Annotated in this window: 33 protein-coding genes; 29 read left to right on the top strand and 4 right to left on the bottom strand. The window is 45.1% G+C overall.

From position 1 onward, the window contains the following. The first annotated feature begins 2 nt into the window (after positions 1 to 2). The 26 genes from rplP to dnaK all read left to right on the top strand — a co-directional run bounded on the left by rplP (position 3) and on the right by dnaK (position 15,426). The gene (gene rplP, locus AC4BAN_RS12280) at positions 3 to 425 is read left to right on the top strand and encodes a 50S ribosomal protein L16 (RefSeq protein ID WP_490564704.1); all 423 of its coding nucleotides are present in this window, start codon (positions 3 to 5) and stop codon (positions 423 to 425) included. Between the two features lie 3 nt (positions 426 to 428). Next, a complete protein-coding gene (rpmC, locus tag AC4BAN_RS12275) occupies positions 429 to 629 on the top strand; it encodes a 50S ribosomal protein L29 (RefSeq protein ID WP_490564703.1) in 201 nt (66 codons plus the stop codon). 14 nt (positions 630 to 643) lie between these two features. Beyond that, positions 644 to 901, top strand: coding sequence for a 30S ribosomal protein S17 (gene rpsQ, locus AC4BAN_RS12270; RefSeq protein WP_490564702.1), 258 nt, complete (start codon positions 644 to 646; stop codon positions 899 to 901). 1 nt (position 902) lies between these two features. After that, complete coding sequence (gene rplN, locus AC4BAN_RS12265) at positions 903 to 1,271, top strand: 50S ribosomal protein L14 (protein WP_490564701.1); 369 nt, start codon at positions 903 to 905, stop codon at positions 1,269 to 1,271. Positions 1,272 to 1,290: 19 nt separating this feature from the next. After that, positions 1,291 to 1,611, top strand: a complete 321-nt coding sequence (rplX, locus tag AC4BAN_RS12260; RefSeq protein ID WP_490564700.1) for a 50S ribosomal protein L24 — start codon at positions 1,291 to 1,293, stop codon at positions 1,609 to 1,611. Position 1,612: 1 nt separating this feature from the next. Then, a complete protein-coding gene (gene rplE, locus AC4BAN_RS12255; protein ID WP_490564699.1) occupies positions 1,613 to 2,167 on the top strand; it encodes a 50S ribosomal protein L5 in 555 nt (184 codons plus the stop codon). Between the two features lie 3 nt (positions 2,168 to 2,170). Further along, complete coding sequence (gene rpsN, locus AC4BAN_RS12250; protein ID WP_490564698.1) at positions 2,171 to 2,440, top strand: 30S ribosomal protein S14; 270 nt, start codon at positions 2,171 to 2,173, stop codon at positions 2,438 to 2,440. Between the two features lie 90 nt (positions 2,441 to 2,530). Further along, the gene (rpsH, locus tag AC4BAN_RS12245; protein ID WP_490564697.1) at positions 2,531 to 2,929 is read left to right on the top strand and encodes a 30S ribosomal protein S8; all 399 of its coding nucleotides are present in this window, start codon (positions 2,531 to 2,533) and stop codon (positions 2,927 to 2,929) included. Between the two features lie 14 nt (positions 2,930 to 2,943). Then, on the top strand, positions 2,944 to 3,498 hold the full coding sequence (gene rplF, locus AC4BAN_RS12240) for a 50S ribosomal protein L6 (protein WP_490564696.1): 555 nt from the start codon (positions 2,944 to 2,946) through the stop codon (positions 3,496 to 3,498). Between the two features lie 8 nt (positions 3,499 to 3,506). Continuing rightward, complete coding sequence (rplR, locus tag AC4BAN_RS12235; protein ID WP_490564695.1) at positions 3,507 to 3,854, top strand: 50S ribosomal protein L18; 348 nt, start codon at positions 3,507 to 3,509, stop codon at positions 3,852 to 3,854. Between the two features lie 6 nt (positions 3,855 to 3,860). After that, a complete protein-coding gene (rpsE, locus tag AC4BAN_RS12230; RefSeq protein WP_490564694.1) occupies positions 3,861 to 4,379 on the top strand; it encodes a 30S ribosomal protein S5 in 519 nt (172 codons plus the stop codon). A gap of 5 nt (positions 4,380 to 4,384) precedes the next feature. Then, the gene (rpmD, locus tag AC4BAN_RS12225; protein WP_490564693.1) at positions 4,385 to 4,564 is read left to right on the top strand and encodes a 50S ribosomal protein L30; all 180 of its coding nucleotides are present in this window, start codon (positions 4,385 to 4,387) and stop codon (positions 4,562 to 4,564) included. Between the two features lies 1 nt (position 4,565). After that, positions 4,566 to 5,012, top strand: a complete 447-nt coding sequence (rplO, locus tag AC4BAN_RS12220; RefSeq protein ID WP_490564692.1) for a 50S ribosomal protein L15 — start codon at positions 4,566 to 4,568, stop codon at positions 5,010 to 5,012. 5 nt (positions 5,013 to 5,017) lie between these two features. Continuing rightward, a complete protein-coding gene (gene secY, locus AC4BAN_RS12215; protein WP_490564691.1) occupies positions 5,018 to 6,334 on the top strand; it encodes a preprotein translocase subunit SecY in 1,317 nt (438 codons plus the stop codon). A gap of 3 nt (positions 6,335 to 6,337) precedes the next feature. After that, complete coding sequence (map, locus tag AC4BAN_RS12210; protein ID WP_490564690.1) at positions 6,338 to 7,111, top strand: type I methionyl aminopeptidase; 774 nt, start codon at positions 6,338 to 6,340, stop codon at positions 7,109 to 7,111. Continuing rightward, a complete protein-coding gene (gene infA / locus AC4BAN_RS12205; RefSeq protein ID WP_377503297.1) occupies positions 7,112 to 7,330 on the top strand; it encodes a translation initiation factor IF-1 in 219 nt (72 codons plus the stop codon). Between the two features lie 6 nt (positions 7,331 to 7,336). Beyond that, positions 7,337 to 7,453 carry a 50S ribosomal protein L36 gene (gene rpmJ, locus AC4BAN_RS12200; RefSeq protein ID WP_007654264.1) on the top strand — a complete coding sequence of 39 codons (117 nt, stop codon included), beginning with the start codon at positions 7,337 to 7,339 and terminating at the stop codon, positions 7,451 to 7,453. 10 nt (positions 7,454 to 7,463) lie between these two features. Beyond that, positions 7,464 to 7,841 carry a 30S ribosomal protein S13 gene (gene rpsM, locus AC4BAN_RS12195; RefSeq protein ID WP_490564689.1) on the top strand — a complete coding sequence of 126 codons (378 nt, stop codon included), beginning with the start codon at positions 7,464 to 7,466 and terminating at the stop codon, positions 7,839 to 7,841. A gap of 9 nt (positions 7,842 to 7,850) precedes the next feature. Continuing rightward, positions 7,851 to 8,243, top strand: coding sequence for a 30S ribosomal protein S11 (rpsK, locus tag AC4BAN_RS12190; protein WP_490564688.1), 393 nt, complete (start codon positions 7,851 to 7,853; stop codon positions 8,241 to 8,243). Between the two features lie 23 nt (positions 8,244 to 8,266). After that, positions 8,267 to 8,872: a 30S ribosomal protein S4 gene (gene rpsD, locus AC4BAN_RS12185; RefSeq protein WP_490564687.1), complete on the top strand. Its 606-nt coding sequence runs from the start codon at positions 8,267 to 8,269 to the stop codon at positions 8,870 to 8,872. 37 nt (positions 8,873 to 8,909) lie between these two features. Continuing rightward, the gene (locus AC4BAN_RS12180; RefSeq protein ID WP_490564686.1) at positions 8,910 to 9,899 is read left to right on the top strand and encodes a DNA-directed RNA polymerase subunit alpha; all 990 of its coding nucleotides are present in this window, start codon (positions 8,910 to 8,912) and stop codon (positions 9,897 to 9,899) included. 70 nt (positions 9,900 to 9,969) lie between these two features. Beyond that, positions 9,970 to 10,485 (top strand): 50S ribosomal protein L17, encoded by a 516-nt coding sequence (rplQ, locus tag AC4BAN_RS12175; RefSeq protein WP_490564685.1) that lies wholly within the window; start codon positions 9,970 to 9,972, stop codon positions 10,483 to 10,485. 76 nt (positions 10,486 to 10,561) lie between these two features. Beyond that, positions 10,562 to 11,683 (top strand): glutamine-hydrolyzing carbamoyl-phosphate synthase small subunit, encoded by a 1,122-nt coding sequence (gene carA / locus AC4BAN_RS12170; protein WP_490564684.1) that lies wholly within the window; start codon positions 10,562 to 10,564, stop codon positions 11,681 to 11,683. Between the two features lie 15 nt (positions 11,684 to 11,698). Continuing rightward, positions 11,699 to 12,976: a phosphopyruvate hydratase gene (gene eno, locus AC4BAN_RS12165; RefSeq protein ID WP_490564683.1), complete on the top strand. Its 1,278-nt coding sequence runs from the start codon at positions 11,699 to 11,701 to the stop codon at positions 12,974 to 12,976. Between the two features lie 90 nt (positions 12,977 to 13,066). After that, on the top strand, positions 13,067 to 13,363 hold the full coding sequence (locus AC4BAN_RS12160) for an FtsB family cell division protein (RefSeq protein ID WP_490564682.1): 297 nt from the start codon (positions 13,067 to 13,069) through the stop codon (positions 13,361 to 13,363). 197 nt (positions 13,364 to 13,560) lie between these two features. Continuing rightward, positions 13,561 to 15,426, top strand: a complete 1,866-nt coding sequence (gene dnaK, locus AC4BAN_RS12155; RefSeq protein WP_490564681.1) for a molecular chaperone DnaK — start codon at positions 13,561 to 13,563, stop codon at positions 15,424 to 15,426. Positions 15,427 to 15,512: 86 nt separating this feature from the next. On the opposite strand, the gene AC4BAN_RS12150 is transcribed toward dnaK, so the two are convergent. Continuing rightward, on the bottom strand, positions 15,513 to 16,580 hold the full coding sequence (locus tag AC4BAN_RS12150) for an Ldh family oxidoreductase (protein ID WP_490564680.1): 1,068 nt from the start codon (positions 16,578 to 16,580) through the stop codon (positions 15,513 to 15,515). 184 nt (positions 16,581 to 16,764) lie between these two features. Here AC4BAN_RS12150 and AC4BAN_RS12145 point away from each other — a divergent pair, with 184 nt between their 5' ends. Further along, entirely contained in the window at positions 16,765 to 19,146 is a 2,382-nt protein-coding gene (locus AC4BAN_RS12145) for a hypothetical protein (protein ID WP_490564679.1), read from the top strand. Between the two features lie 61 nt (positions 19,147 to 19,207). On the opposite strand, the gene AC4BAN_RS12140 is transcribed toward AC4BAN_RS12145, so the two are convergent. The 3 genes from AC4BAN_RS12140 to AC4BAN_RS12130 all read right to left on the bottom strand — a co-directional run bounded on the left by AC4BAN_RS12140 (position 19,208) and on the right by AC4BAN_RS12130 (position 22,133). Further along, a complete protein-coding gene (locus AC4BAN_RS12140; protein ID WP_490564678.1) occupies positions 19,208 to 20,146 on the bottom strand; it encodes a Ppx/GppA phosphatase family protein in 939 nt (312 codons plus the stop codon). Positions 20,147 to 20,339: 193 nt separating this feature from the next. Continuing rightward, a complete protein-coding gene (locus AC4BAN_RS12135) occupies positions 20,340 to 21,158 on the bottom strand; it encodes an SH3 domain-containing protein (protein WP_490564677.1) in 819 nt (272 codons plus the stop codon). Between the two features lie 81 nt (positions 21,159 to 21,239). Then, entirely contained in the window at positions 21,240 to 22,133 is an 894-nt protein-coding gene (locus AC4BAN_RS12130) for a class I SAM-dependent methyltransferase (protein ID WP_490564676.1), read from the bottom strand. 106 nt (positions 22,134 to 22,239) lie between these two features. On the opposite strand from AC4BAN_RS12130, the gene dapF reads away from it, so the two are divergent. Both dapF and AC4BAN_RS12120 read left to right on the top strand, forming a co-directional pair. Then, positions 22,240 to 23,022, top strand: a complete 783-nt coding sequence (gene dapF, locus AC4BAN_RS12125; protein WP_490564675.1) for a diaminopimelate epimerase — start codon at positions 22,240 to 22,242, stop codon at positions 23,020 to 23,022. Between the two features lie 11 nt (positions 23,023 to 23,033). Beyond that, on the top strand, positions 23,034 to 23,552 hold the full coding sequence (locus AC4BAN_RS12120) for a GNAT family N-acetyltransferase (protein WP_490564674.1): 519 nt from the start codon (positions 23,034 to 23,036) through the stop codon (positions 23,550 to 23,552). Positions 23,553 to 23,615 lie beyond the last annotated feature (63 nt).

The following is a 23,615-nucleotide window of genomic DNA, read 5'->3' as shown; positions in this document are numbered from 1 at the left end:
AAATGTTACAGCCTAAAAGGACGAAATATAGAAAAATGCAAAAAGGCCGCGTGAAGGGGCTGGCTCATAGAGGCAGTACTATTTCATTTGGATCTTTTGCAATCAAATCGCTGGAGGCATCTTGGATCACAAGCCGCCAGATTGAGGCAGCTCGTATCGCGATGACGAGAGCAATGAAACGTGAGGGTCAAGTTTGGATCCGCATCTTCCCTGATAAACCTATTACTAAGAAGCCTGCCGAAGTTCGAATGGGTAAAGGTAAAGGTTCACCTGAGTATTGGGTAGCAGTTGTTAAACCAGGCACTATCATGTTTGAATCTGATGGTGTTTCTATGGAAGTTGCTAAGGAGTCGCTTCGACTTGCAGCGCAAAAACTTCCTGTTAAAACTAAATTTGTAGTACGTAGAGATTACGTTGAGAAATAGTATATGAAAAATGTAGAGATAACAGCTTTATCTTTAGAGGAACTAAAAGAGAAGCTTAACGCTGAGCGCTCCAACATGCAAAATATTCGTTTTGCACATGCTATATCTCCGTTGGAGAACCCGATGAAGATACGTGAGACAAAGCGTACCATCGCCCGTCTTAACACGGAAATTCGTCGTCGTGAAATTGAAGCTAACTCTTAATACTTATTTAGATCATGAACGAGAGAAATCTTAGAAAAGAAAGAAGTGGTAAGGTTGTTAGCAACAAGATGGACAAATCTATCACTGTTATAGTGGAAAGCAGAATGAAACACCCTATGTATGGGAAGTTTCTAAGCAAGTCTACAAAATTCATGGCTCACGACGAGAAGAATGAGTGCAACATAGGTGACTATGTAAGAATTCAGGAAACACGTCCGCTTAGCAAGAATAAAAACTGGCGTTTAGTAGAAATTATAGAAAGGGCGAAGTAAAATGATACAACAGGAATCAAGACTTACTGTAGCGGATAATAGTGGTGCCAAAGAGGTATTATGTATCCGTGTTTTAGGTGGTACTGGCAAAAAGTACGCCTCGATAGGTGATAGAATAGTTGTGACTGTAAAATCAGCCCTTTCTTCTGGAAACATTAAAAAAGGAACTGTATCGAAAGCAGTTATTGTAAGAACAAAAAAAGAGGTTAGAAGAAAAGACGGATCATATATTCGCTTTGATGACAATGCGGCCGTTCTTTTGAATGCTAATAATGAGCCACGCGGTACCCGTATATTTGGGCCGGTAGCCCGTGAACTTCGAGAAAAACAGTTCATGAAAATTGTATCGTTAGCCCCTGAAGTTCTTTAAAACCCTAATTCAGAGAAAGATGAATAAGAAAAAACTTCATGTGAAAACCGGCGACACAGTTAAGGTTATTGCTGGTGATGAACGCGGTAAAACAGGCCGTATTATAGCTGTTAATCTAGAAAAGCAGAGAGTAACAATTGAAGGTTTAAACATGGTGACGAAGCACTCGAAGCCAAGCGCGAAAAACCCTCAGGGTGGAATATCCAAAATTGAGGCACCTATGCATGCTAGCAATGTTGCTTTAGTAAATACTAAAGGCGAAACATTTAAAGCAGGAACAAGGAAGAACAGCGAAGGTAAGACAGAGCGTTACTCTATTAAAACAGGAGAAATTATCTAAAATGGCTACTACAAGATTAAAAGAAAAATATCAGAATGAGGTAGTGCCTGCCCTGAAGGAAAAGTTCCAGTATAAGAACATCATGCAGGTGCCAAAAATTACCAAGATTTCTATTAATAAGGGAATTGGTGCAGCTGTTGCTGATAAAAAACTGGTTGATCTCGGAGTCGAAGAACTTTCTACGATTACTGGACAGAAAGCAGTAGCTACAATTGCTAAAAAATCTGTTTCTAACTTCAAACTTCGTGAAGGTATGCCGATTGGGGCAAGAGTAACCCTGCGAGGTGAGAAGATGTATGAATTTCTGGATCGTCTTCTGACTATCGCTTTACCACGCGTTCGTGACTTTCGAGGTGTAAATGAGAAAGGTTTTGACGGACGTGGTAATTATACCCTTGGTGTCAAAGAGCAGATTATCTTCCCAGAAATTAGCATTGACAAAATTAAGTCTATCTCAGGCATGGACATTACTTTTGTAACAACAGCTAATACTGATGAAGAGAGCTATGAGTTGTTAAAAGCATTCGGGATGCCGTTCACTAACATCAAGAAATAAATTATGGCTAAGGAAGCAGTAAAAGCTAGAGAGCTTAAAAGACAGAAACTGGTAGCAAAGTTCGCGGCTAAAAGAGCTGAACTTAAAGCTAACGGCGATTATGATGCGTTGGATAAACTTCCACGCAATTCATCGGCAGTTAGATTACACAACCGTTGTAAACTGTCTGGTCGTCCTAGGGGATACATGAGAAAATTCGGCGTTTCTCGCGTAGTTTTCAGAGAACTTGCAGTAATGGGAAAAATCCCAGGTGTAACGAAGTCGAGCTGGTAAAATTTTCTTACTATAGTGAGAAAGTAAAGAAGATATTCGTATCTTTGCCGCTCGCTTAGAGTAAGCATTCAATTATTTAAGTGTTTCGGAATGAACTCAGATCCAATAGCAGATTATTTAACTAGGGTGCGTAATGCCATTAAGGCAAACCACAGGATAGTTGAAATACCATCTAGCAAGATTAAAAAAGAGATTACAAAAGTACTGTACGAGAAAGGATATATTCAGAGTTATAAGTTTGAAGATTCTTCAGTACAAGGCACAATTAAAATCGCCCTCAAGTACAACCCTAACACAAAGCAGTCTGCTATTGTGAAAATTGAGAGGATCAGTAAGCCAGGACTTCGAAAGTATGCCGGTAGTGAGTCGTTGCCCAGAGTTCTCAATGGACTTGGTGTAGCAATACTTTCTACTTCTAAAGGTGTGATGACTGAGAAGGAGGCTAGATCACTTAATGTTGGTGGCGAAGTGTTATGTTACGTTTATTAATAGGAGGATAGACAATGTCAAGAATAGGAAAATTGCCGATCGACCTACCTAGTAACATAGATGTTAGCGTCGGAAAAGACAATGTTGTGACCATTAAGGGCCCTAAAGGTTCATTAAGCACTCCAGTAGATAAAGATATTATTGTAAAGACAGAGGATAACCAAATTATAGTTGAGCGTCCTACTGAGCAAAAGCGTCATAAAGCAATGCACGGTCTTTACAGATCTTTGATCAATAATATGATCGTTGGCGTTAGCCAAGGATATACTGAAAAGTTGGAGTTAGTAGGTGTAGGTTATAAAGCTACTGTTCAAGGTGATATTCTTGAACTTGCTCTGGGCTACTCTCACAACATCTTTATGTCTTTACCAGCAGAGGTTTCTGCTACTGCAGTTACAGAAAAGGGAAAGGCACCCGTTATTACACTTGAAAGTAATGACAAGCAGTTGATTGGTCAAGTAGCTGCTAAAATCAGATCACTACGTAAGGTTGAGCCATATAAAGGTAAGGGTATTCGTTTCGTAGGTGAAGTAATCAGAAGAAAAGCTGGTAAGACAGCATCTAAATAACCATCATCATGTCTGCGAATAAAGTAACAAGAAGACTTAGAATTAAGAGAAGTATCAGGAATAAGATATCTGGTACGGCTGAAAGACCAAGATTATCTGTTTTTAGAAGCAATAAAGCAATCTATGCCCAGATAATTGATGATACTACTGGTAAAACATTGGTAGCTGCTTCTTCAGTTAAACTTGATGATGCAAAGGCAAACATAGATACTTCAAACAAAGTAGGAAAAGCAATTGCTGAATTAGCCCTTGAGAAGGGAATTAACCAGGTAGTTTTTGACCGTTCAGGTTATTTATACCATGGTAAAGTAAAATCATTGGCAGAAGGCGCTCGTGAAGCTGGCCTAAAATTCTAAAAATTTATGTTGAAGGATAATATACGAAGCGTTAAGGCTAGCGAAATCGAACTAAAGGAGAAAGTAGTTGCTATAAACCGCGTTGCCAAAGTTGTTAAGGGTGGTAGAAGATTTAGTTTCGCTGCTATAGTAGTTGTAGGTGATGGTAATGGAGTCGTTGGATATGGATTAGGCAAAGCCAACGAAGTAACAGATGCTATAGCCAAAGGTATTGATGACGCAAAAAAGAATTTGGTAAAAGTTCCCGTTTATCATAACACTGTTCCCCATTCTATGGAGGGAAAGTATTCTGGAGGTTTTGTTTTGGTTAAGCCAGCAGCTCCGGGTACAGGTGTTATTGCAGGAGGTGCTATGCGTGCTGTTTTGGAAAGTGCTGGTATAAAGGATGTACTTTGTAAGTCTAAAGGATCATCTAACCCTCATAACGTAGTTAAAGCTACTTTTGATGCACTTTCTAAAATGCGTGATCCTTTAGCTGTTGCACAACAGAGAGGAGTAAATTTACAGAAGGTATTTAACGGTTAAATGAGATGGCTAAGGTTATAATAACACAAATCAAAAGCAAAATTGATAGACCAAAGTCGCAAAAGCTTACTTTACAAGCTCTAGGTCTCGGTAAAATCAGTAGATCAGTAACTGTTGAATTAACACCTCAGATTGCTGGTATGATTAACAAGGTTCATAATTTAGTAGAAGTAAAAGACATTTAAAATGTATTTAAATACTTTAAAACCTGCGGAAGGTGCTGTAAAGACCCGAAAAAGAATAGGTAGAGGCACAGGATCTGGTAGAGGTGGTACTTCTACTAGAGGTCATAAAGGTGCTAAATCACGTTCTGGTTATTCTCAGAAGTCAGGATTTGAAGGTGGTCAGATGCCCCTTCAACGACGTGTTCCAAAGTACGGTTTCAAGAATATTAACAGAAAAGAGTATAAGGGAATAAATATCGACGTTATTCAAGCTTTAGCTGAATCTGGCAATGAGACTGTGTTCAACTTTGAGTACTTCAAGGCACACGGTTTGGTACAGAAAAACGACAAAATCAAGGTGTTGGGCAGAGGCGAGATAAATAAAGCTGTAGAGATACATGCACACGCATTTTCTCAATCAGCAATAGAATCTATTGAAAAAGCAGGCGGTAAATCAGTTGCGATCTAGTTGATATGAAGAAGTTTATAACAACAATTAAGAACATTTGGGCTATAGATGATTTAAGAGTTCGTATATTAAATACTCTTTTATTCATAGCTATTTTTAGATTGGGTTCTTATGTTGTTCTTCCTGGCGTGGACCCTAATCAACTACAAGCTAATACAGGAGGCTTGTTTGGTTTGTTAGATACTTTCCTAGGTGGTGCATTTAGCAATGCATCCATCTTTGCGTTAGGTATCATGCCTTATATCTCAGCATCAATTGTATTGCAGCTATTAACAATTGCTGTTCCTTATTTTCAAAAAATGCAGAAGGAGGGTGAGTCTGGTCGGAAGAAAATCAACCAAATTACCCGAGTTCTAACTATAATTATTACTCTTGCACAGGCTGTTGGTTTTGTAGCCACTATAAATGCAGAAGCGATAGTTATTAACATGACGTTGTTCACAATCACATCTATGATCGTTCTTACTTCAGGCACGATATTTTGTATGTGGTTAGGAGAAAAAATTACTGATAAAGGCATCGGAAATGGTATCTCGATGTTGATAATGATTGGTATTGTGTCACGATTTCCAGGTGCAATTGTGGCAGAATTCTTATCTAAACAACTGAATGGTGCCTTATTACTAATATTTGAGATAGCTGTGCTGTTCTTTGTGGTTATGTCAGTAGTAATGTTGACTCAAGCGATTAGAAGAATTCCGGTTCAATATGCCAAACAGGTAGGAGGTAACTCACTGTACAGCGGACAACGCCAGTTTATACCTTTAAAAGTGAATGCAGCGGGTGTGATGCCTATAATCTTTGCACAATCGCTTATGTTCCTGCCTTCAATGATCGCATCGATTTGGGCGGACTCCAGTGATACAGCAAATTATATAGGATCTACTTTTTCCGATTTTACATCGTGGCAGTATAACTTGGTGTTTGGTTTAATGATTCTTCTGTTCACGTATTTCTATACAGCGATCAGTGTCAACCCGAATCAAATTGCAGATGACTTAAAAAGAAGTGGCGGCTTTATACCAGGTGTTAAACCTGGAAGGACTACTTCTGAATACATTGATACTATATTAACCAGAATAACTTTACCAGGAGCAATATACCTGGCATTGGTTGCGATTTTCCCTTCTATAGCTATGCTTTTAGGTGTGACCAGAGAGTTTTCGCAATTCTTTGGAGGTACATCTTTGATCATTATGGTTGGTGTGGTGTTAGACACTTTACAGCAGATAGAAAGTTATTTATTAATGAGACATTATGATGGCATGATGAAATCTGGTAAGCTAAGAGGCCGAACTGAGAACATTGCCATGGTATCCTAATAGATGATATTTTATAAAACGGAAGAAGAAATAGAGCTAATTCGCCAGAGTGCTTTAATATTAAGTAAAGCGCATGGCGAAATAGCTTTTCTCGTGAAAGAGGGCGTCTCAACATTAGAACTGGACAGACGAGCAGAGGAGTTTATTTTGGATAATGGTGCTACTCCTTCTTTCAAAAACTATAATGGCTTCCCCTTCAGCCTTTGCATTTCAGTTAATTCTACTGTTGTACATGGTATGCCCAGTAAGTATACTCTGAAAGACGGCGATGTTATTTCTGTGGATTGTGGTGTTTTTAAACATGGATTCCACAGTGATTGCGCTTATACGCACGCAGTGGGAAATGTCACTAAAGAAGTTTCTGATTTATTGAAAATAACGCAGGAATCTCTTTACAAAGGCATCGATCATGCTGTGGTTGGAGCAAGGTTAGGAGATATAAGCTATGCGGTACAGCAGCATGCAGAAACTAACGGATATGGTGTTGTAAGAGAGTTAGTAGGTCACGGACTTGGAAGGAACTTACATGAGTCTCCTGAGGTTCCTAACTACGGCAAGCGAGGACAAGGAATTAAATTACAAAATGCACTCGTGATTGCGATTGAACCCATGGTAAATCTTGGTACCAGGCATGTTGTGCAGGAGGAGGATGGTTGGACTATTCGGACCCGAGATAATAAGCCCTCCGCACATTTTGAGCACACGGTAGTAGTGCGGAAAGATAAAGCCGAGATTTTAACAACTTTTGAATATATAGAACAAGCTAAACAACAATAAATGGCGAAACAGTCATCTATAGAGCAAGACGGAACAATTATTGAAGCCCTTTCGAACGCAATGTTCCGTGTAGAGCTTGAAAATGGTCATCAGGTTATAGCTCATATTTCGGGTAAAATGAGAATGCACTACATCAAAATTTTACCAGGCGACAGAGTAAAATTAGAAATGTCGCCTTATGATCTGACTAAAGGGAGAATTGTTTATCGATATAAATAAATTACAATGAAAGTTAAAGCGTCAGTAAAAAAGAGAAGTGCTGAATGTAAGGTTATCCGCCGCAAGGGGAAACTTTATGTAATCAACAAAAAAAATCCAAGATATAAACAAAGACAAGGATAATTAAAAGAGTATGGCAAGAATAGCAGGAGTAGATATTCCGGATAACAAAAGAGGTGAAATAGCTTTGACGTATATTTATGGCATTGGCCGTAACCTTTCTCAAACTATCTTAAACAAAGCCGGGGTGGATCTTGACAAAAAGGTTAAAGACTGGACTGAGGATGAAGCTAATGAAATCCGTAACGTTATAGCTGCTGATCATAAAACAGAAGGCGTTTTAAGATCAGAAGTACAGTTACACATTAAGCGTCTTCTTGATATTGGTTGCTACCGGGGTTTGAGACACCGTAAAGGTTTACCTGTTCGCGGACAGCGCACGAAGAATAACTCGCGCACTAGAAAAGGAAAGCGTAAAACAGTTGCAAACAAGAAGAAGGCTACTAAATAATCATTAATCATGGCTCAGAAAAGAAAAGATAAAGCTAAAAAGCGTGTTGTCGTTGTTGAATCAACTGGCCAAGTACACATCAAAGCTTCTTTCAATAACATTATCATATCTGTTACCAACAACACCGGGCAAGTTATTTCTTGGGCTTCTGCCGGTAAAATGGGTTTCAAAGGTTCTAAAAAGAACACTCCTTACGCTGCACAAATGGCAGCTTCAGATTGTGCTAAGGTTGCTTATGACTTAGGTATGCGCAAAGCTGAGGTTTTCGTTAAAGGTCCTGGTGCAGGTAGAGAGTCCGCCATCCGTACTGTTCAGAATTCTGGCATCGAAGTAACTTCTATCAAAGATGTTACGCCATTACCTCACAACGGATGTCGTCCTCCTAAGCGCAGAAGAGTTTAATTTTTTAAAGTAGATTAAATAAAATGGCAAGATATACTGGTCCTAAAAGCAAGATCTCAAGAAAGTTTAACGAAGAGATTTTTGGCCCAAGCAAAGCATTAAAAAAGAAAAGCTACCCTCCTGGGCAGCACGGAAGAGGACGTCGTAAAAAGCAGTCTGAATACGCTATTCAGCTAGCTGAAAAGCAGAAGGCTAAATACATCTACGGCATCTTAGAAAAGCAGTTTGCGAATCTGTTTCAGAAGGCGCACCGTAAGGGGGGCATTACTGGAGAGAATTTGCTTATCATGCTTGAGTCGCGTTTAGATAACGTAGTATACCGTTTGGGTATTGCTCCAACAAGAAGAGCAGCACGTCAGTTGGTTTTACACAAGCACATCACCGTGAATGGTGAGATAGTGAACATACCTTCTTATAGCTTAAAAGTTGGTGAGGCTGTAGCCGTTAGAGAGAAATCTAAGTCTCTTGAAGCGATCACGACTAGTCTTTCTGTACGTAATGCGCGTCAGTTTAGCTGGTTAGAGTGGAGTGCAGGTGAGATGATTGGTAAGTTGGTAGCTACGCCTGAGCGTGAGCAGATCCCTGAGAAAATCCAGGAGCAGCTAATCGTCGAGCTTTACTCTAAGTAATCAGCTTAATCAATTTTTAACCTTTAACACTGCAAGTATGTCAATATTAGCATTTCAAATGCCAGAGAAAGTTGTAATGGAAAAAGCCGACGACTTTCATGGTTTATTTGAATTCAAGCCGCTTGAAAAAGGTTACGGCGTAACCATCGGTAACGCACTGCGAAGAATTCTGTTATCTTCACTGGAAGGTTACGCAATTACCAGTGTTCGCTTACCTGGTGTACTGCATGAGTTTTCATCTGTTGAAGGAGTGGTAGAGGATGTTTCTGATATCATTCTTAACTTGAAAATGGCTCGCTTCAAGAAGGTGAGTGAGGTGTTAGATGATAAGATTACCATCACAATCAACGGAAAGGACACTTTTAAAGCCGGTGACATCAATAATTTCACTACAAGCTTTGAAGTTCTTAATCCGGATCTGGTTATTTGTCATCTTGATAAGAACATCACTTTAGAAGTGGAACTTACTATTCAGAAAGGCCGTGGGTATGTTCCTGCTGATGAGAACAAGACTGGTGACCAAGTGTTCGGACTGATCTCTATCGATGCGATTTTTACTCCTATCAAAAACGTTAAGTTTAGTGTGGAAAATACCCGTGTAGAGCAAAAGACTGACTACGAAAAATTAGTTCTTGACATACAGACTGATGGTTCAATTCATCCGGAAGATGCCTTAAAAGGTGCTGCCAATATTCTTATTCAGCATTTCATGCTTTTCTCTGACAACACAATGACCTTTGAGACAGCTAAGCCAGAAGAAGAAGAGGCAGTTGATGAAGAATTGTTGCACATGCGCAAAGTTCTAAAGACTTCGCTCCAAGATATGGATTTGTCTGTACGGGCTTACAACTGCTTAAAAGCTGCTGATATTAAAACTCTCGGTGATTTAGTTCAGTTGGATATCTCGGACATGATGAAGTTTAGAAACTTCGGAAAGAAGTCGCTAACAGAACTTGAGAACCTGGTACAGGAGAAGGGCCTTACCTTCGGTATGGATCTTTCTAAGTATAAATTAGAAGAAGAATAATTAACTTACGGCATAATTCCCGATCCCTGATAAGGTTGATTGACGGTATGCCCGTGCACAATACAAATTAATGAGACACGGTAAAAAAATTAATCACTTAGGAAGAACCGCTTCACACAGAAAGGCAATGTTATCCAACCTTGCTTCTTCTTTAATCATGTTCAAGCGCGTTTCCACCACAGTAGCAAAAGCAAAAGCGTTGCGTAAATACGTAGAGCCGCTGCTTACAAAATCTAAAAACGATACAACACATTCAAGAAGAACGGTTTTCTCTTACCTACAGGACAAAGAGTCTATCAAAGAACTTTTTGATGAAGTATCTGTAAAGATTGCTGCAAGGCCAGGTGGCTATACTCGTATTATTAAAACTGGTCACAGACTAGGTGATAACGCTGAAATGTGTGTGATCGAGTTGGTTGACTATAACGAGGATATGCTTCCATCAACTGGCAAAGCTGCTGCTGGAGCTAAGAAGTCTCGTCGTCGTTCTTCTTCTGCTAAGAAAAAAGACACTGAGCCAACTACAACTCCAGAAACTTCCGCTGAAGTTGCCGATTCTAACGAAGAAGCGAAAGATGCAGAATAAGCATTATCATTAAATATTTTTGAAAGGGATACGGCGTCAGTCGTGTCCCTTTTTATTTTTGTATCAAATTGTGACCATGAAAAATAGTACAACCACAGAAGCAATTCTTCTATTAGAAGATGGTACGGTATACAAAGGCAAAAGCTTAGGACGCATTGGCACCACCAGTGGAGAGCTTTGTTTTAATACAGGTATGACGGGGTATCAGGAAATCTTTACGGACCCTTCCTATTTCGGACAAATTGTTGTAACCACCGTTTCTCATGTTGGCAACTATGGGGTGCAACATCAGGAAGTTGAATCAGACCAGGTCCAGATAAGAGGCTTAGTTTGTAAAGAGTTTTCTCACCATTTCTCCAGAAACACGGCAGAAGGTTCGTTACAGCAGTATTTTGAAAATGCGAATATTGTCGGTATCTGTGAGATCGATACAAGGGCCCTTGTCCGCCACATACGCGATAAAGGGGCAATGAATGCCATTATCTCTTCCGCAACTACCGATATTGAGCAACTAGAAAGTATGCTGGCTACGGTTCCCTCTATGGCTGGCCTCGAATTATCGTCACAAGTTAGCACTGCAACTGTTTACGAGATTAAGCCCGAGGCCGTAAAGTATAAGGTGGCTGTTTTGGATTTAGGAATTAAGAAGAACATCATTAACAATTTGGTAAGCAGGGGCTGCGAAGTAAAAGTCTTCCCGTATAATTCTTCATTTGAAACGATGGAAGAATGGAACCCGGATGGATATTTTATTTCAAACGGACCCGGTGACCCAGCTGCAACCACAGATGCTGTAAAAAGCGTTAGGCAAATGCTGGAGAAGCAAAAGCCACTCTTTGGCATCTGCCTGGGCCACCAGGTATTGGCAGAGGCAAATGGCATTGCTACCTATAAAATGCACAATGGGCATCGCGGATTAAACCATCCTGTGAAGAACCTGATAACAGGCCGATGTGAGGTAACAAGCCAAAACCACGGTTTCGTGGTGGATGCCGATCAACTAAGGAACCACCCGGATGTGGAAGTAACGCATATCAACCTCAACGACGACACAATTGAAGGGATTCGGATGAAAACAAAGCCGGCATTTTCCGTTCAATACCATCCAGAGTCATCCCCGGGTCCGCACGACTCGGAGTATTTGTTTGATGATTTTGTGGCACTTTTGGAGCAAAGTAAAAATCAAGTAAAACTATAGTTAAAAAATAAAACGATGAGCATTATAACCGACATTAAAGCCAGACAGATCTTCGACTCGCGCGGAAATCCTACTGTTGAAGTAGATGTAGTTACTGAAAACGGAATCTTAGGACGTGCTGCTGTGCCATCAGGCGCCTCCACTGGCATCCATGAAGCAGTAGAGCTGCGCGATGGGGACAAGGACAAGTATATGGGCAAAGGCGTTTTGCAGGCTGTGAAAAATGTAAACGAAAAGATCACTGAAGAACTGATCGGCTTTCCGGTGTATGAGCAGAACCTGCTTGATAAGATCATGATCGAGCTGGATGGCACGGAGAACAAGAGCAACCTGGGTGCCAACGCCATTTTAGGTGTATCGCTGGCGATTGCGCGTGCGGCCGCGCAGGAGCTCAACATGCCGCTGTACCGTTATGTGGGGGGCGTAAATGCCAACACCCTGCCGGTTCCGATGATGAACATTCTGAACGGTGGAAGCCATGCCGATAATGCCATCGATTTTCAGGAGTTCATGATCATGCCTGTGGGGGCCCCCTCTTTCTCTGAGGCGCTTCGTATGGGCTCAGAGGTTTTCCACCATCTGAAAAATGTGCTGAAGAAAAAAGGACTTTCTACAAACGTAGGGGATGAAGGCGGCTTTGCCCCTAACATTGCGTCCAATGTAGAGGCGATCGAAGTAGTGCTTCAGGCAATAGAAGCGGCAGGGTATAAGCCAGGCGATGATATGATGATTGCCATGGATGCAGCCAGCTCAGAGTTTTATGATTCTGCTTCGGGTAAGTATGTGTTCAAAAAATCAACGGGCGATAAGCTTTCGTCTTCTGAAATGGTGAGCTATTGGAAAGAATGGACGGAGAAGTATCCGATTGCTTCTATAGAGGATGGCATGGCCGAAGACGACTGGGCAGGTTGGAAAGCGCTGACAGAAAAAATCGGCGACAAAGTGCAATTGGTAGGCGATGATCTATTCGTGACCAATGTAAACCGCCTGCAGCAGGGTATCGATCAGGGCGTGGCGAATTCTATCCTGATCAAGGTTAACCAGATCGGTACGCTTACAGAAACAATCAACGCCATTAACCTGGGCATGCGCCACGGCTATAAGAGCGTAATGAGCCACCGGTCCGGCGAAACAGAGGATAACACCATCGCTGACCTGGCCGTGGCGTTGAACACTGGCCAGATCAAGACCGGCTCCGCTTCGCGCTCCGACCGTATGGCCAAGTATAACCAGTTACTTCGTATCGAAGAGGAACTGGGGGAGGTAGCCTATTTCCCGGGCAAGAAGTTCTAAGTAAAGGCTCCATAAAATATTTATGGCTAAGGCTGTGGGTTTTACGACCCACAGCCTTATTTTTGTATAAGTACCTTTATCCAGATCGCCATGTTAAAGCGCATTCCAAAGTTCTTCAAAAGTTTCTACTTTATTACCACCGCGTCATTTCTCGTATGGATGCTCTTCTTCGATTCCAATGATTTCGTGACGCAGTACCAGATGAGTGCCAAGCTGAGCGAACTGGAGGAAGCACGCGCCGATTACCTGGATAAAATGGAGGAGGTGGAGAAGGACCGGAAAGCCCTGATGGGGAATTCGGAGTTACTGGAAAAATATGCCCGCGAAAAATACCTGATGAAACGGCCCAACGAGGATGTGTTTATCGTGGTGACCAAGAAAGATTAAGCGTATACTTTAAATTAAAGCACAAAGGGCTGTTCTTAAGAGCAGCCCTTTGTGCTTTTTACCATTTACAAGTTCTGGATGCGAAATAACTGGCAAGCAATTGATGCTGGGCCGAAAACAAAACCCCTCCCTAAATTTTTTGTAACTTTGTGGCCAGAGCCGCTGCCCAAAGCGGCGGCTTCTTTAAAAGAGATACTATGGCAAAAGTCGCAATAAACCTTTCAACAGGTTCCATACAGCAGGAAGAAGTAATAGTAGGGATAGATCTGGGCACAACTAACAGCCTGGTGGCTTACATCCATCCCGAAGATAAAATACCGATCGCCATCAACGACCAGGGCCGCGGCGCCATCGTGCCTTCGGTAGTGCATTTCACAGATAAGGGCGAAACTGTTGTTGGCAACGAGGCTAAAGAATATTTGCTTACCGATCCGGCCAATACCATCTACTCTGTAAAGCGCCTCTTAGGCAAATCGTACAAAGACCTGGGCGAACACAAGGATTATTTTGGCTATAAAGTGATCGACGACGACAGCGAAGGTCTGGTCAAGATAAAGGTGAAGGATAAGTTTTATTCGCCGATAGAGCTTTCTGCTGAAATCCTGCAGGAACTGAAAGCGCGTGCCGAACACTCCCTTAAAACTCCTGTAAACCGTGCTGTGATCACCGTGCCTGCCTACTTTAACGATTCCCAGCGGCAGGCCACCCGAGATGCCGGAAAACTGGCAGGACTGGATGTGTTGCGCATCGTGAACGAACCGACGGCGGCCGCGTTGGCGTACGGCATCGGCATAGACCCTAACGAGGAGAAAACAGTAGCGGTATATGACCTGGGAGGCGGCACCTTTGATATCTCCATTCTGAGTATACACCAAGGCATTTTTGAAGTACTCTCCACCAATGGCGATACCTACCTGGGCGGCGATGATTTTGACCGCGTCCTGATCAACCACTGGATCCAGGAAAATGAACTGATCGCCGATACCTTGAACCAGGACAAGCAGCTGTCGCAGGAGTTGCGCCTGAAGGCGGAGGAGGCCAAAAAAGCGCTCAGCTCGCAGGAGGTGTTTACCAGTAATGTGCATGGTAAGATCGAGTGCCACATCGAGCGCCATACTTTCGAAACCCTTATTGCCCCAATCGTAGCCCGAACAATGGAGAGTTGCCGCATGGCCATGGCAGATGCCGGGTTGCAGCCAGAGCAGATCGATGCCGTGATCATGGTAGGCGGCTCTACGCGCGTGCCCTTGGTTTACGAGGCGGTGTCGGAGTTCTTTGGCAGGCCCGCAAACAACACGCTGAACCCGGATGAGGTAGTAGCGCTGGGTGCTGCTATACAGGCCGATATTCTGGCCGGCAACCGGAAAGATATTCTGCTGCTGGATGTAACGCCGCTGACATTAGGAATTGAGACCATGGGCGGCCTGATGGACCCGATCATCCCACGCAACTCCAAAATCCCTACAAAAGCCGGGCGCCAGTACACTACCTCTGTCGATGGCCAGATCAACATGAAAATATCCGTATACCAGGGCGAGCGCGATGTGGTGAAGGAGAACCGAAAACTAGCCGAGTTCGATCTAAAAGGCATTCCTGCCATGCCTGCAGGTTTCCCGAAAGTAGATGTGAATTTCATATTGAACGCCGACGGCATACTGAAGGTAGAAGCCATTGAGGTGCGCTCGGGCACAAAGCAGGAGGTAGAGGTGAAACCGCAATATGGCCTCACCGATGAGCAGGTGGAGCAGATGCTCATGGACTCGATGCTGAATGCGAAGGAAGACGTGGCCACACGGATGCAGATAGAGGCGCGCACGTCAGCGGAGCAGATGCTCTACCAAGTGGAGCGTTTTGTGGAGAAGAATAAAGAGCACCTCACAGCCGAAGAAATAGCGCTAACCTCCAAAAACCTGCAGCACCTGAAAGATGTGTTAGCGGGCGGAGGCGACAAAGATGCGATCTATACGGCTGTGGACATACTCGAAGAACAAACCAGTCCATTTGCAGAGCGCGTGATGCAGATCTCGATCAAGCAGGCGATGTCTGGTAAAAAGATCGAATAATAAAATATTACACTACATGCAAAACCCGCTGTGGCTATCATAAGCTGCAGCGGGTTTTGCATGATTAAAGCCCTGGAAAACCGTTTTTACATTTTTACCTGAAACTTCCTGGCTAATTCCTCCAGGTCGCGCTCCACAGGGGCCAGCAGGGGAATACCTTTTTTAAGGCGCTTTTCGGTCATTTCTCTTTCAGGGTCACCGGGTATCAGCACTGCTTTTTCTCCTTTTATTACTTTTGCAGATCGGAACGTGTCAATCCAGTTATCCATGTGTTCCATAAATTCATCGGCAGGCCGGAAAGCATCAATCCGCATGGCTCCTAAAAAGTGCCCGATACCTTCCCCTACGGGGTCTGATGGGGGCTCCAGAAAACTAACAAACGGAGGAACCCAGGGGCCATAGTTGGCACCGGAAAGTACCGCCGAAAAAATGTCGACAATAGCGGCCAGGGCATAGCCTTTGTGGCTGCCATGTACTCTGTCGCTGCCTAAAGGTAAAAGTGCGCCACCTTCTTTCAGCTCATTGGCATTGGTAGAGCGGTCTCCGTCTTTTGTCTGTATCCAGCCGATGGGCGCTTTCTTCTCTTTCCGCTGCAGTATCTCCAGTTTCCCGTTGGCCGCAGAGGCTGTGGCGAAATCGGCCACAAAAGGCGGGTTTTTGGCAGCCGGAATTGCAACGGCAATCGGATTGGTGCCCAGCATTCTTTCCGTGGAAAAGGTGGGGGCTACCAGTGGCGAGGCATTGGTCATGGCAATCCCGATCATGTTAGAGGATAGAGCCTCCATGGCGTGGTAGCCGGCAATGCCGAAGTGGTTCGAATTTCTGACCGATACCCAGCCCGTGCCTACCTGCTTCGACTTTTCGATGGCAATGTCCATGGCGCGTGGCGCGATTACCAGACCCAGCCCACCGTCACCGTCCACGGTGGCCGTGCTTGGGGTTTCGTGCACAATGCGCATCTTGGGCTTTGCATTGATGCGGCCAGCTTCCCATAGGCGCACATAACCGCTTAGGCGCGCCACGCCATGCGAGTCCACGCCTCTCAGATCTGCCTCCAGTAATACTTCCGTGGCAAGCTTGGCATCTTTGGGCGGGCAGCCCATGCGCAGGAATACCTCCTGGGTAAAGTTGAAAAGTTGTTTATAAGGATACATCGTTCTTGGCTTGATCAAAGCGCCAAATTAACAAATAATCGTGAATGGCATGGGTTTATATGCGATACCCCACTTGCCAGTCGCCTAAAAGAAATAAATATATACTTTTTATATACTTTCGGGAACTGGCTGGCATTATGGCCTAGATTTTGACTAGGCTGAATAATGCTATAAGATCTACTGTATGAAAAGAGCATTACTTTTTCTGCCCCTGTTGCTGGCTGCCATAGCAGTGCAGGCACAAACCAAAATAGTTTTCGAGGAAACATCCACGGATGCATTTCTCATGAAGTATGGCGCCGGTTCTGACGGAAGCCAGCAAAACCTGAACACCATCTTTTCGCTGCTGAGCCAGGCCGGTGTGAGTGCGCAGGGCGGCCGACCTTCGCGTAGTCCGGAGTTTACCGTTAAACTGGAGCAGCAGACACGCATAACCGACAATGGCGATAACCTGTTGGTGAAGATAAGCGTGAACCGCGTTGCTGTTTCAGGCGATGTCACGATCAAAGGCTTTGATGTAAGCGAGGTGCTGGTGCCGGAAGAATTGCGCTACCGAGTGGTCTTGCTGAATGCTAAAAATGAGCTTGTGAAAGCTTATACGCACCAGCGTGTGCAGCTGCATGGTAAGGAGCGGACCATGTTCGAGGTAACCCTGCCAGACACTGCCGCCAATCGGCACTACAAGGTAAAGATAGAGGAGAAGCAGGTGCTTTACACCGCAGCCGACGCAAACCGTGTGAAGGCACAGCTAGAACTGATCCGGAGTTATTATGCTGCCGATGCCACTGTGATGCACGCCTTGCAGGACGCCGCAAGCATTCGTCCGGATGATATTGAACGGTTGCCACTGCAGGAACGAAACCTGCGGGAACTGGAAGATTTGGCTGCAAACCTTGCAGATCAGTTCAAGGGAAAGTTAAACCTGGAGCAGCACGACCCACAGCAACTGAACTATAAACTAAGGCAACTCGATGTGGTGTTGCAGGAGCGCCGTCGTGCTATTGAATACGCTTTTGCTACCCTCGATCAGCAGTTCTTTAACCGGGGGATTGGTCTTTTGAAACATGGTAACCGCTCTGCGGCACAGGCCTACTTTGCCAAGTCCATTGATGCCAACCCGCAATTTGCGCCTGCCCACGTGCAACTGGCCCGCCTCGACTTCATGAATGGAAACATCAGAGAGGCAACCAACCGCACGCGCGATGTACTAGCCGGCATGCGCCCCGACCGCGAGACAGCAGCCATCGCCATGACCTTGCTGGAAGAGATCTACGCAGCCCATGTCAGCATAGGCCACAGCCTGACCAACCGCGGAGACTACCATGCGGCCCTGGCGGCTATTGCCGATGCGCGCGAAATATGCACCACCACAAGAGGGCTGCGTTGCAATATCACTGTGCTAAACGATGAGGAGGCGCGAGCCGCCACGGGTGCTTACCGCAGTATGGTAGACAACGGGAAACGGTTGCTGGCCCGCAACGACCTGAAAGAGGCGGAACGCACAGCTGAGGAAGCCTTGGCTTTCCAGCAGGACTATGCAGCTGTACTCAGCCGGGAAAGAGAGGCAACCGAGCTGATGGGGCAGGTGAAGTTTCAGTACTATCTGCAGTACATAGATATGGGGAAGCACTACCTGGGGCAGCAGCAGTATGATGCTGCTTTAGAAAAGTTTGAAAACGCCCTGGATCTGGAGCAACACTATACTTTTAAGCCGGTGCAGGAGTTAGGTATGTTGGCCCAACAGGCTGCCAAACCGATACTGCTCTCGAAACTGGCGGAGGGGTACGCACAGGCGATGCAAAACGACTTGGGAAATGCCCGGCAAACGGCTGCTGCCGCCACCGCTATGCAAAGCCGGTTTGGCCTGCTAACCGATGCCGAGGTGCTGAGCAAGTACAACCTGCTGCGCGAGCGAATAGCTACGCAGGAATGCCTGAACACGCAGGCTGCTTATGACAAACATTATCAGCATGCACAAGCACTGATTGGCGAGAAGAAGTTTATCGCCGCCGATCAGGCCTATCAGGCGGCCCTTAAAGCGGCTCTCGAAAAGCAAGACTGTCATATTGCCACGCTTACAGCCGAAGATGGCCGAACAGCTATAGCGGCGGCGGCTACTTATCAGCGTATGTTGGAGAATGTGGAACGGCACATTGCTAAAAAGCGATATACCGAAGCTGTACAAGAACATAATGCGGCCCGGGCGTATTACCTGGCAAACAATGTGAGCAAGTTTGGCCTCGATCATATCTCACTTTACAACTATGCCAAGGGCAACCAGAACGAGAGGTTCACGGCGCATGTGGTGGCTTACCTGGCAAGTATAAACGAAGAGCAGGTTGCGGTACAACTCCTGACCTCCCTGCTGGACAGAAACTATGCCAGGCGTAAAACCAAGCAGGTGCAGGAGCAGTTGGGCAAGCAGCTGGCTTTAAAAGATGCGGCACAGAAGCCAGATAAGACAGCAGACGTATTGGCCGCGCAGTATACCCAAAATCACAAAGGGCTGAAGAAGCTAAGAAAGGCTTACGAGAAGGAGCGCAAGCGGCTGGCAAAGCAAAGCTGATCTATACTAGCCCTTATCTAAAACAAGAGCGCCTGCAGGTTAATTTGCGGGCGCTCTTGTTTTACAGAGAATTTAAGGCCTGTTGCAGCACACCCTCTTTCAGGGCATAGGCAGATACGCGTATCTCCTGCAGGTTATACTTTTGCAGCACGAAATCCACCACTATACTTGCCAGCACGATCATATCCACGCGCATGGGCAGCATACCCGGAATGGCCAGGCGTTCCGCATGGTTTTTCTGCAGCAGCGCTTCATGGATGCGGTAAAAAGCATCTGGTTCTAAAACAGAAGCGGCTGGTTGCACCTGCTGGCGTGAGGCATCGCCTTTGCTTAAAGCATCAATATCGCACAGGGTATCAAACGTGCCAGAGGAGCCGATAAGCACAGCGGGTTTATACTTTGCCACGGCCTCGGTAAGGGGCTGCAGTTTCTCCTGCAGGTAGTCTTTCTCGGCGGTTATACTTGCGGCAGGGATAGGGTCCTGGGTAAAGAACATATCCATCAGGCGCTGCGCCCCAACCTCAAAACTCTGCTTCCAAAAGATTTCCTGTGCATTACAGAGGATAAACTCCACGCTACCGCCACCAATATCCATGATCAGTGCAGTTCTGTTATCCAGCACACCCGCTGAGCGCACCCCGTAGTAAATCAGCTCTGCTTCTCTTGCGCCGTCAATTACCTCCACGGCAATGTCTGTCTGCTTAAAAACATCCTTCACAAAGTCATCGCCGTTCGCAGCGTTTCGCACCATGCTGGTGGCCATGGCCCGCACAGTTTCAACGCCATAGGCATCTATCTGCTTCCTGAAATCTTTCAGGGTGCTAATGGCCCTTTCGTAGGCCTCAGGTGCAATCGTGCCGTTACTAATGCCGCCTTGCCCCAATCGCACCGGCACTTTTGTCCGCACAAAATCATGTAGCTTCCCATCTTCATCTATTTCTGTAATAAGCAGGTGGAAAGTGTTGGTACCCATGTCGATTAGTGCAAGGCGGTTTTTCATGAGATTGTTATTTGCTAATTGTTGATTACTTAAAATATGGCGCAAGTGTTAAGCGGTAGCGTCACTTGTGCCTGTTCATGATGGCAAGTCTTCAGACTTGGGAAAGTATAAAGTATGGCTCACAGAAGACCGAAGACTTCCTCTAATTATTGGTCACAAGTGACGCTTCGCTTCACGCTTGCGCCAGGAAAGGTTATGGTTTAGAATTAGTGATGTATGTTGTGCTTACATAACCAGTTAATTTAATGAAGCCTGATGGGTGTTGAGGATAGTACTTTGCCGTAGAATTATATTTTGCATTGTAGTATGATGCCAATGGGTCATTATAATGTGATACTTCAACTTTAGCCCAATCTGAATTAATAAATTCAATTATTTCGACCATCTCACCTTGCTTTATTGCTTTCAGGATTTGAGCGGATGTGGAAGGGTCCTTTCTTAAGTTTAAGCTATTTGAAGTGACATAATAAAATTTTGCTCTTCTTTCTGCTTCAGCTTCAATTAATCGTCGTCGATGTCGCTCTAAAATGTCTTCAAATTCTTCATCTTCATTTGAAGATTCCGCTAATGTTAAATAGTTGTAAAGAACATAACCAATTTTAGTTTTATTTGAATTGTCTCTCTTATCAAAATATCTAATATTTATTTTAGCCCAAGAGTTATTATACTTTTCAACGAACTCAACATAATCGCCAGAAGTCAACTTATATATTGTGGGGTCATAAGTTGATAAACCAGAGTATACGTTTAAATAAGATGTATTTACTCTATAAGCATTATGGCCATAATAGTTCTTTAAATAAGTATCAACATTTCCTGTAGCAGTTTTACCGGTATAAGGATTAGTATTACCAGGAAAACTCCAATTATTATATGGATTACCATCAGGATTGGAACGCATATGAGGTTTAACATAAGTTCCATCTTTGCGATAATAACCTTTAACACTTACTTGTGCGAATGATATAAGTGTAGTTAAAAACAAAGAAATTAGTAAAAGTATCTTTCTCATAGAATTATTAAATCAAATGTTAATATATAATAATTATTATATATATTATATATAATGTGTTGAAATAAATATTGAAATACTTTACCTTCCCACCGAGGTAAACCTAAAGAAAGTCCCCAGAGGTAATCTGCGCTTACCGCTATCCAGCAAGTATAACTCGCCCAGTTCCTCATGCTGCACCAGCTCCCCAAACGTATCGAGCATCAGGTTTTCTAGTACCATCGCCGAGAAACCCATCGAGTACAGGTTTATCAGCAGGAAATAATCGGTGCCGTCCAGCATCTCGCGGCAAAGCTTGATCATCTCATTCAATTCGTTCTCCAACTGCCACTTTTCATTGTTGGGTCCGCGGCCGTAGCTGGGAGGGTCCAGAATAATGCCGTTATACTTGTTGCCACGCTTCACCTCGCGCCGGGCATACTTCATGGCATCTTCCACAATCCAGCGCACATTGTCCAGGTTGCTGGCCTCCATGTTGTCGCGGGCCCAGAAGTTCACCTGCTTAATGGAGTCGAGGTGGGTAACGTCGGCCCCTGCTGCTTTGGCGGCTAGCGTGGCGCCACCGGTGTAGGCAAACATGTTCAGTACTTTGGGCTGCGGCGTTTTGAGGTGGCGCGTAGTGTCGTAAATAAACTTCCAGTTACTGTCCTGCTCCGGAAAAATGCCCACATGCTTAAACGACGACAAACCCAACCGAAAGCGAAGTTTCAGGTCGTTGTAGGTGTAATTGATGAACCACTGCTCCGGCATTCCCTGCTTCAGTTTCCACTGGCCTTTTTCCTGACTGCCTTTGTCGCGGGTAAACACGGCATTGGCCAGGCGATGCCACTCCTGCTCCGGCAAGTGCTTGTCCCAGATGGCCTGTGGTTCGGGCCGGGCTACAAAGTACTCGCCGAAGCGCTCCAGCTTTTCAAAATTTCCGGAATCAACCAGCTCGTAGTCAGCCCAGTTTTCTGTAGTTAAAAAGGAATACATATATTTGTTGTTTATTTCAGGCTTCATGCCGCATCAAGGCAAAAGTACTCAATATCCGCTTAACCTTAAAAAGGCACGCAGCCGCAGATTTTTTTGTTACATACACATGGCAATTAGCTTTTACAAATATCAGGGTACCGGCAACGACTTTATTATGGTCGATAACCGGAAGCTGAGTTTCCCGGCCGAAGACGAGGCATTGGTAAGGCACCTCTGCAACCGCCGGACAGGCATTGGGGCCGACGGGCTTATTCTGCTGCAGGACCACCCGGACTACGATTTCGAAATGGTATACTTCAATGCCGACGGGCGTTTGGGCTCCATGTGCGGCAACGGCGCACGTTGCACAGTCCGTTTTGCCCGCAATTTAGGTGTGATAGAGGATGTGGCCTGTTTTTTGGCTGCCGATGGCGAGCACCAGGCCAGCGTGGAGCGCGACCTGATTCAGCTTAAAATGAACGATGTGCAGGGCATAGAGCAGATCGGGAACGATTATTACCTGAGCACCGGCTCGCCGCACTATGTGCGCTTTGTGGATGACGTAGAAGATTTCGACGTGAACGAGCAAGGCCGCGCTGTGCGCTATAACGATCGGTTTACAGGCAAAGGCACAAACGTGAACTTTGTACAGCGCCTCTCAGACAGCGAGATATTTGTACGCACTTACGAGCGTGGCGTAGAAGATGAAACCCTCTCGTGCGGCACTGGCGTAACAGCCTGCGCACTGGTGGCTGCCCTAAAGGGTTTTGAAAGCCCCGTTAAAGTGAAAACCCTGGGCGGAGAGTTGGAAGTAGCCTTTGAGCAGGAGGGGGAGGGGTTTAAGTATATTTACCTGATCGGGCCGGCCAAGCAAGTGTTCACCGGCTCTTGCTCATTTGTTCCGGCCTAGCTGCTGCCCGCGTGTTTATAACCACTGGCCATACTTCGCTTCGGGCACTGGAGCCCACCGATCTGGAATTTCTGTATACCCTGGAGAACGATGCAACCGTATGGCAGGCTGGCAACACCTTAACGCCCTACTCCAGATTTGTGCTGGAGGCCTACCTCGAAAACGCCACCCTCGATATTTTTACGGTAAAGCAGCTGCGGCTAATGGTCTGTAATGCACAGAAACAGGCCGTGGGCGCCATCGACCTATACGATTTTGATCCCCTGCACCGCCGCGCGGGCATAGGCATAGCAGTGGCGGCTGCACACCGGAACAACGGCCATGCCGCCGAGGCCGTCTCCTTGCTGTTGCAGTATTGCAGGCATACCCTGCAGCTGCACCAGGTTTACTGCTCCGTGTCGTGCGGCAACCCGCAAAGTATAAGCCTGTTCAGCAAAGCCGGGTTTGTGCAGGCAGGCACCCGCCGAGAGTGGCTGAAAACTGCCGAGGGCTGGCAGGATGTGGTGGAAATGCAACTGATTTTCAGTTAGTAGCCTGCCACAATGCCACGGCAAAGGGATGAACGCCCCATCCGGTTAAGGAGAAATGAGATA

Source organism: Pontibacter sp. GD13 (genome assembly GCF_058216355.1).
This window is presented reverse-complemented; position numbering and strand designations above follow the sequence as displayed.

Bases quoted from the DNA above. Each gene is read 5' to 3' on its own strand.
- rpmJ (WP_007654264.1), top strand. From the start codon at position 7,337: ATGAAAGTTAAAGCGTCAGTAAAAAAGAGAAGTGCTGAATGTAAGGTT.
- carA (WP_490564684.1), top strand. From the start codon at position 10,562: ATGAAAAATAGTACAACCACAGAAGCAATTCTTCTATTAGAAGATGGT.
- rpmD (WP_490564693.1), top strand. From the start codon at position 4,385: ATGGCTAAGGTTATAATAACACAAATCAAAAGCAAAATTGATAGACCA.
- rpsD (WP_490564687.1), top strand. From the start codon at position 8,267: ATGGCAAGATATACTGGTCCTAAAAGCAAGATCTCAAGAAAGTTTAAC.
- rpsE (WP_490564694.1), top strand. From the start codon at position 3,861: ATGTTGAAGGATAATATACGAAGCGTTAAGGCTAGCGAAATCGAACTA.
- AC4BAN_RS12145 (WP_490564679.1), top strand. From the start codon at position 16,765: ATGAAAAGAGCATTACTTTTTCTGCCCCTGTTGCTGGCTGCCATAGCA.
- rpsM (WP_490564689.1), top strand. From the start codon at position 7,464: ATGGCAAGAATAGCAGGAGTAGATATTCCGGATAACAAAAGAGGTGAA.
- AC4BAN_RS12160 (WP_490564682.1), top strand. From the start codon at position 13,067: ATGTTAAAGCGCATTCCAAAGTTCTTCAAAAGTTTCTACTTTATTACC.
- AC4BAN_RS12180 (WP_490564686.1), top strand. From the start codon at position 8,910: ATGTCAATATTAGCATTTCAAATGCCAGAGAAAGTTGTAATGGAAAAA.
- eno (WP_490564683.1), top strand. From the start codon at position 11,699: ATGAGCATTATAACCGACATTAAAGCCAGACAGATCTTCGACTCGCGC.
- rplP (WP_490564704.1), top strand. From the start codon at position 3: ATGTTACAGCCTAAAAGGACGAAATATAGAAAAATGCAAAAAGGCCGC.
- rpmC (WP_490564703.1), top strand. From the start codon at position 429: ATGAAAAATGTAGAGATAACAGCTTTATCTTTAGAGGAACTAAAAGAG.
- infA (WP_377503297.1), top strand. From the start codon at position 7,112: ATGGCGAAACAGTCATCTATAGAGCAAGACGGAACAATTATTGAAGCC.
- AC4BAN_RS12150 (WP_490564680.1), bottom strand. From the start codon at position 16,580: ATGTATCCTTATAAACAACTTTTCAACTTTACCCAGGAGGTATTCCTG.
- rpsH (WP_490564697.1), top strand. From the start codon at position 2,531: ATGAACTCAGATCCAATAGCAGATTATTTAACTAGGGTGCGTAATGCC.
- rplN (WP_490564701.1), top strand. From the start codon at position 903: ATGATACAACAGGAATCAAGACTTACTGTAGCGGATAATAGTGGTGCC.
- map (WP_490564690.1), top strand. From the start codon at position 6,338: ATGATATTTTATAAAACGGAAGAAGAAATAGAGCTAATTCGCCAGAGT.
- rpsN (WP_490564698.1), top strand. From the start codon at position 2,171: ATGGCTAAGGAAGCAGTAAAAGCTAGAGAGCTTAAAAGACAGAAACTG.
- rpsQ (WP_490564702.1), top strand. From the start codon at position 644: ATGAACGAGAGAAATCTTAGAAAAGAAAGAAGTGGTAAGGTTGTTAGC.
- rplO (WP_490564692.1), top strand. From the start codon at position 4,566: ATGTATTTAAATACTTTAAAACCTGCGGAAGGTGCTGTAAAGACCCGA.
- AC4BAN_RS12130 (WP_490564676.1), bottom strand. From the start codon at position 22,133: ATGTATTCCTTTTTAACTACAGAAAACTGGGCTGACTACGAGCTGGTT.
- dapF (WP_490564675.1), top strand. From the start codon at position 22,240: ATGGCAATTAGCTTTTACAAATATCAGGGTACCGGCAACGACTTTATT.
- AC4BAN_RS12135 (WP_490564677.1), bottom strand. From the start codon at position 21,158: ATGAGAAAGATACTTTTACTAATTTCTTTGTTTTTAACTACACTTATA.
- rplR (WP_490564695.1), top strand. From the start codon at position 3,507: ATGTCTGCGAATAAAGTAACAAGAAGACTTAGAATTAAGAGAAGTATC.
- rplE (WP_490564699.1), top strand. From the start codon at position 1,613: ATGGCTACTACAAGATTAAAAGAAAAATATCAGAATGAGGTAGTGCCT.
- rplQ (WP_490564685.1), top strand. From the start codon at position 9,970: ATGAGACACGGTAAAAAAATTAATCACTTAGGAAGAACCGCTTCACAC.
- rplF (WP_490564696.1), top strand. From the start codon at position 2,944: ATGTCAAGAATAGGAAAATTGCCGATCGACCTACCTAGTAACATAGAT.
- rpsK (WP_490564688.1), top strand. From the start codon at position 7,851: ATGGCTCAGAAAAGAAAAGATAAAGCTAAAAAGCGTGTTGTCGTTGTT.
- rplX (WP_490564700.1), top strand. From the start codon at position 1,291: ATGAATAAGAAAAAACTTCATGTGAAAACCGGCGACACAGTTAAGGTT.
- secY (WP_490564691.1), top strand. From the start codon at position 5,018: ATGAAGAAGTTTATAACAACAATTAAGAACATTTGGGCTATAGATGAT.
- AC4BAN_RS12140 (WP_490564678.1), bottom strand. From the start codon at position 20,146: ATGAAAAACCGCCTTGCACTAATCGACATGGGTACCAACACTTTCCAC.
- dnaK (WP_490564681.1), top strand. From the start codon at position 13,561: ATGGCAAAAGTCGCAATAAACCTTTCAACAGGTTCCATACAGCAGGAA.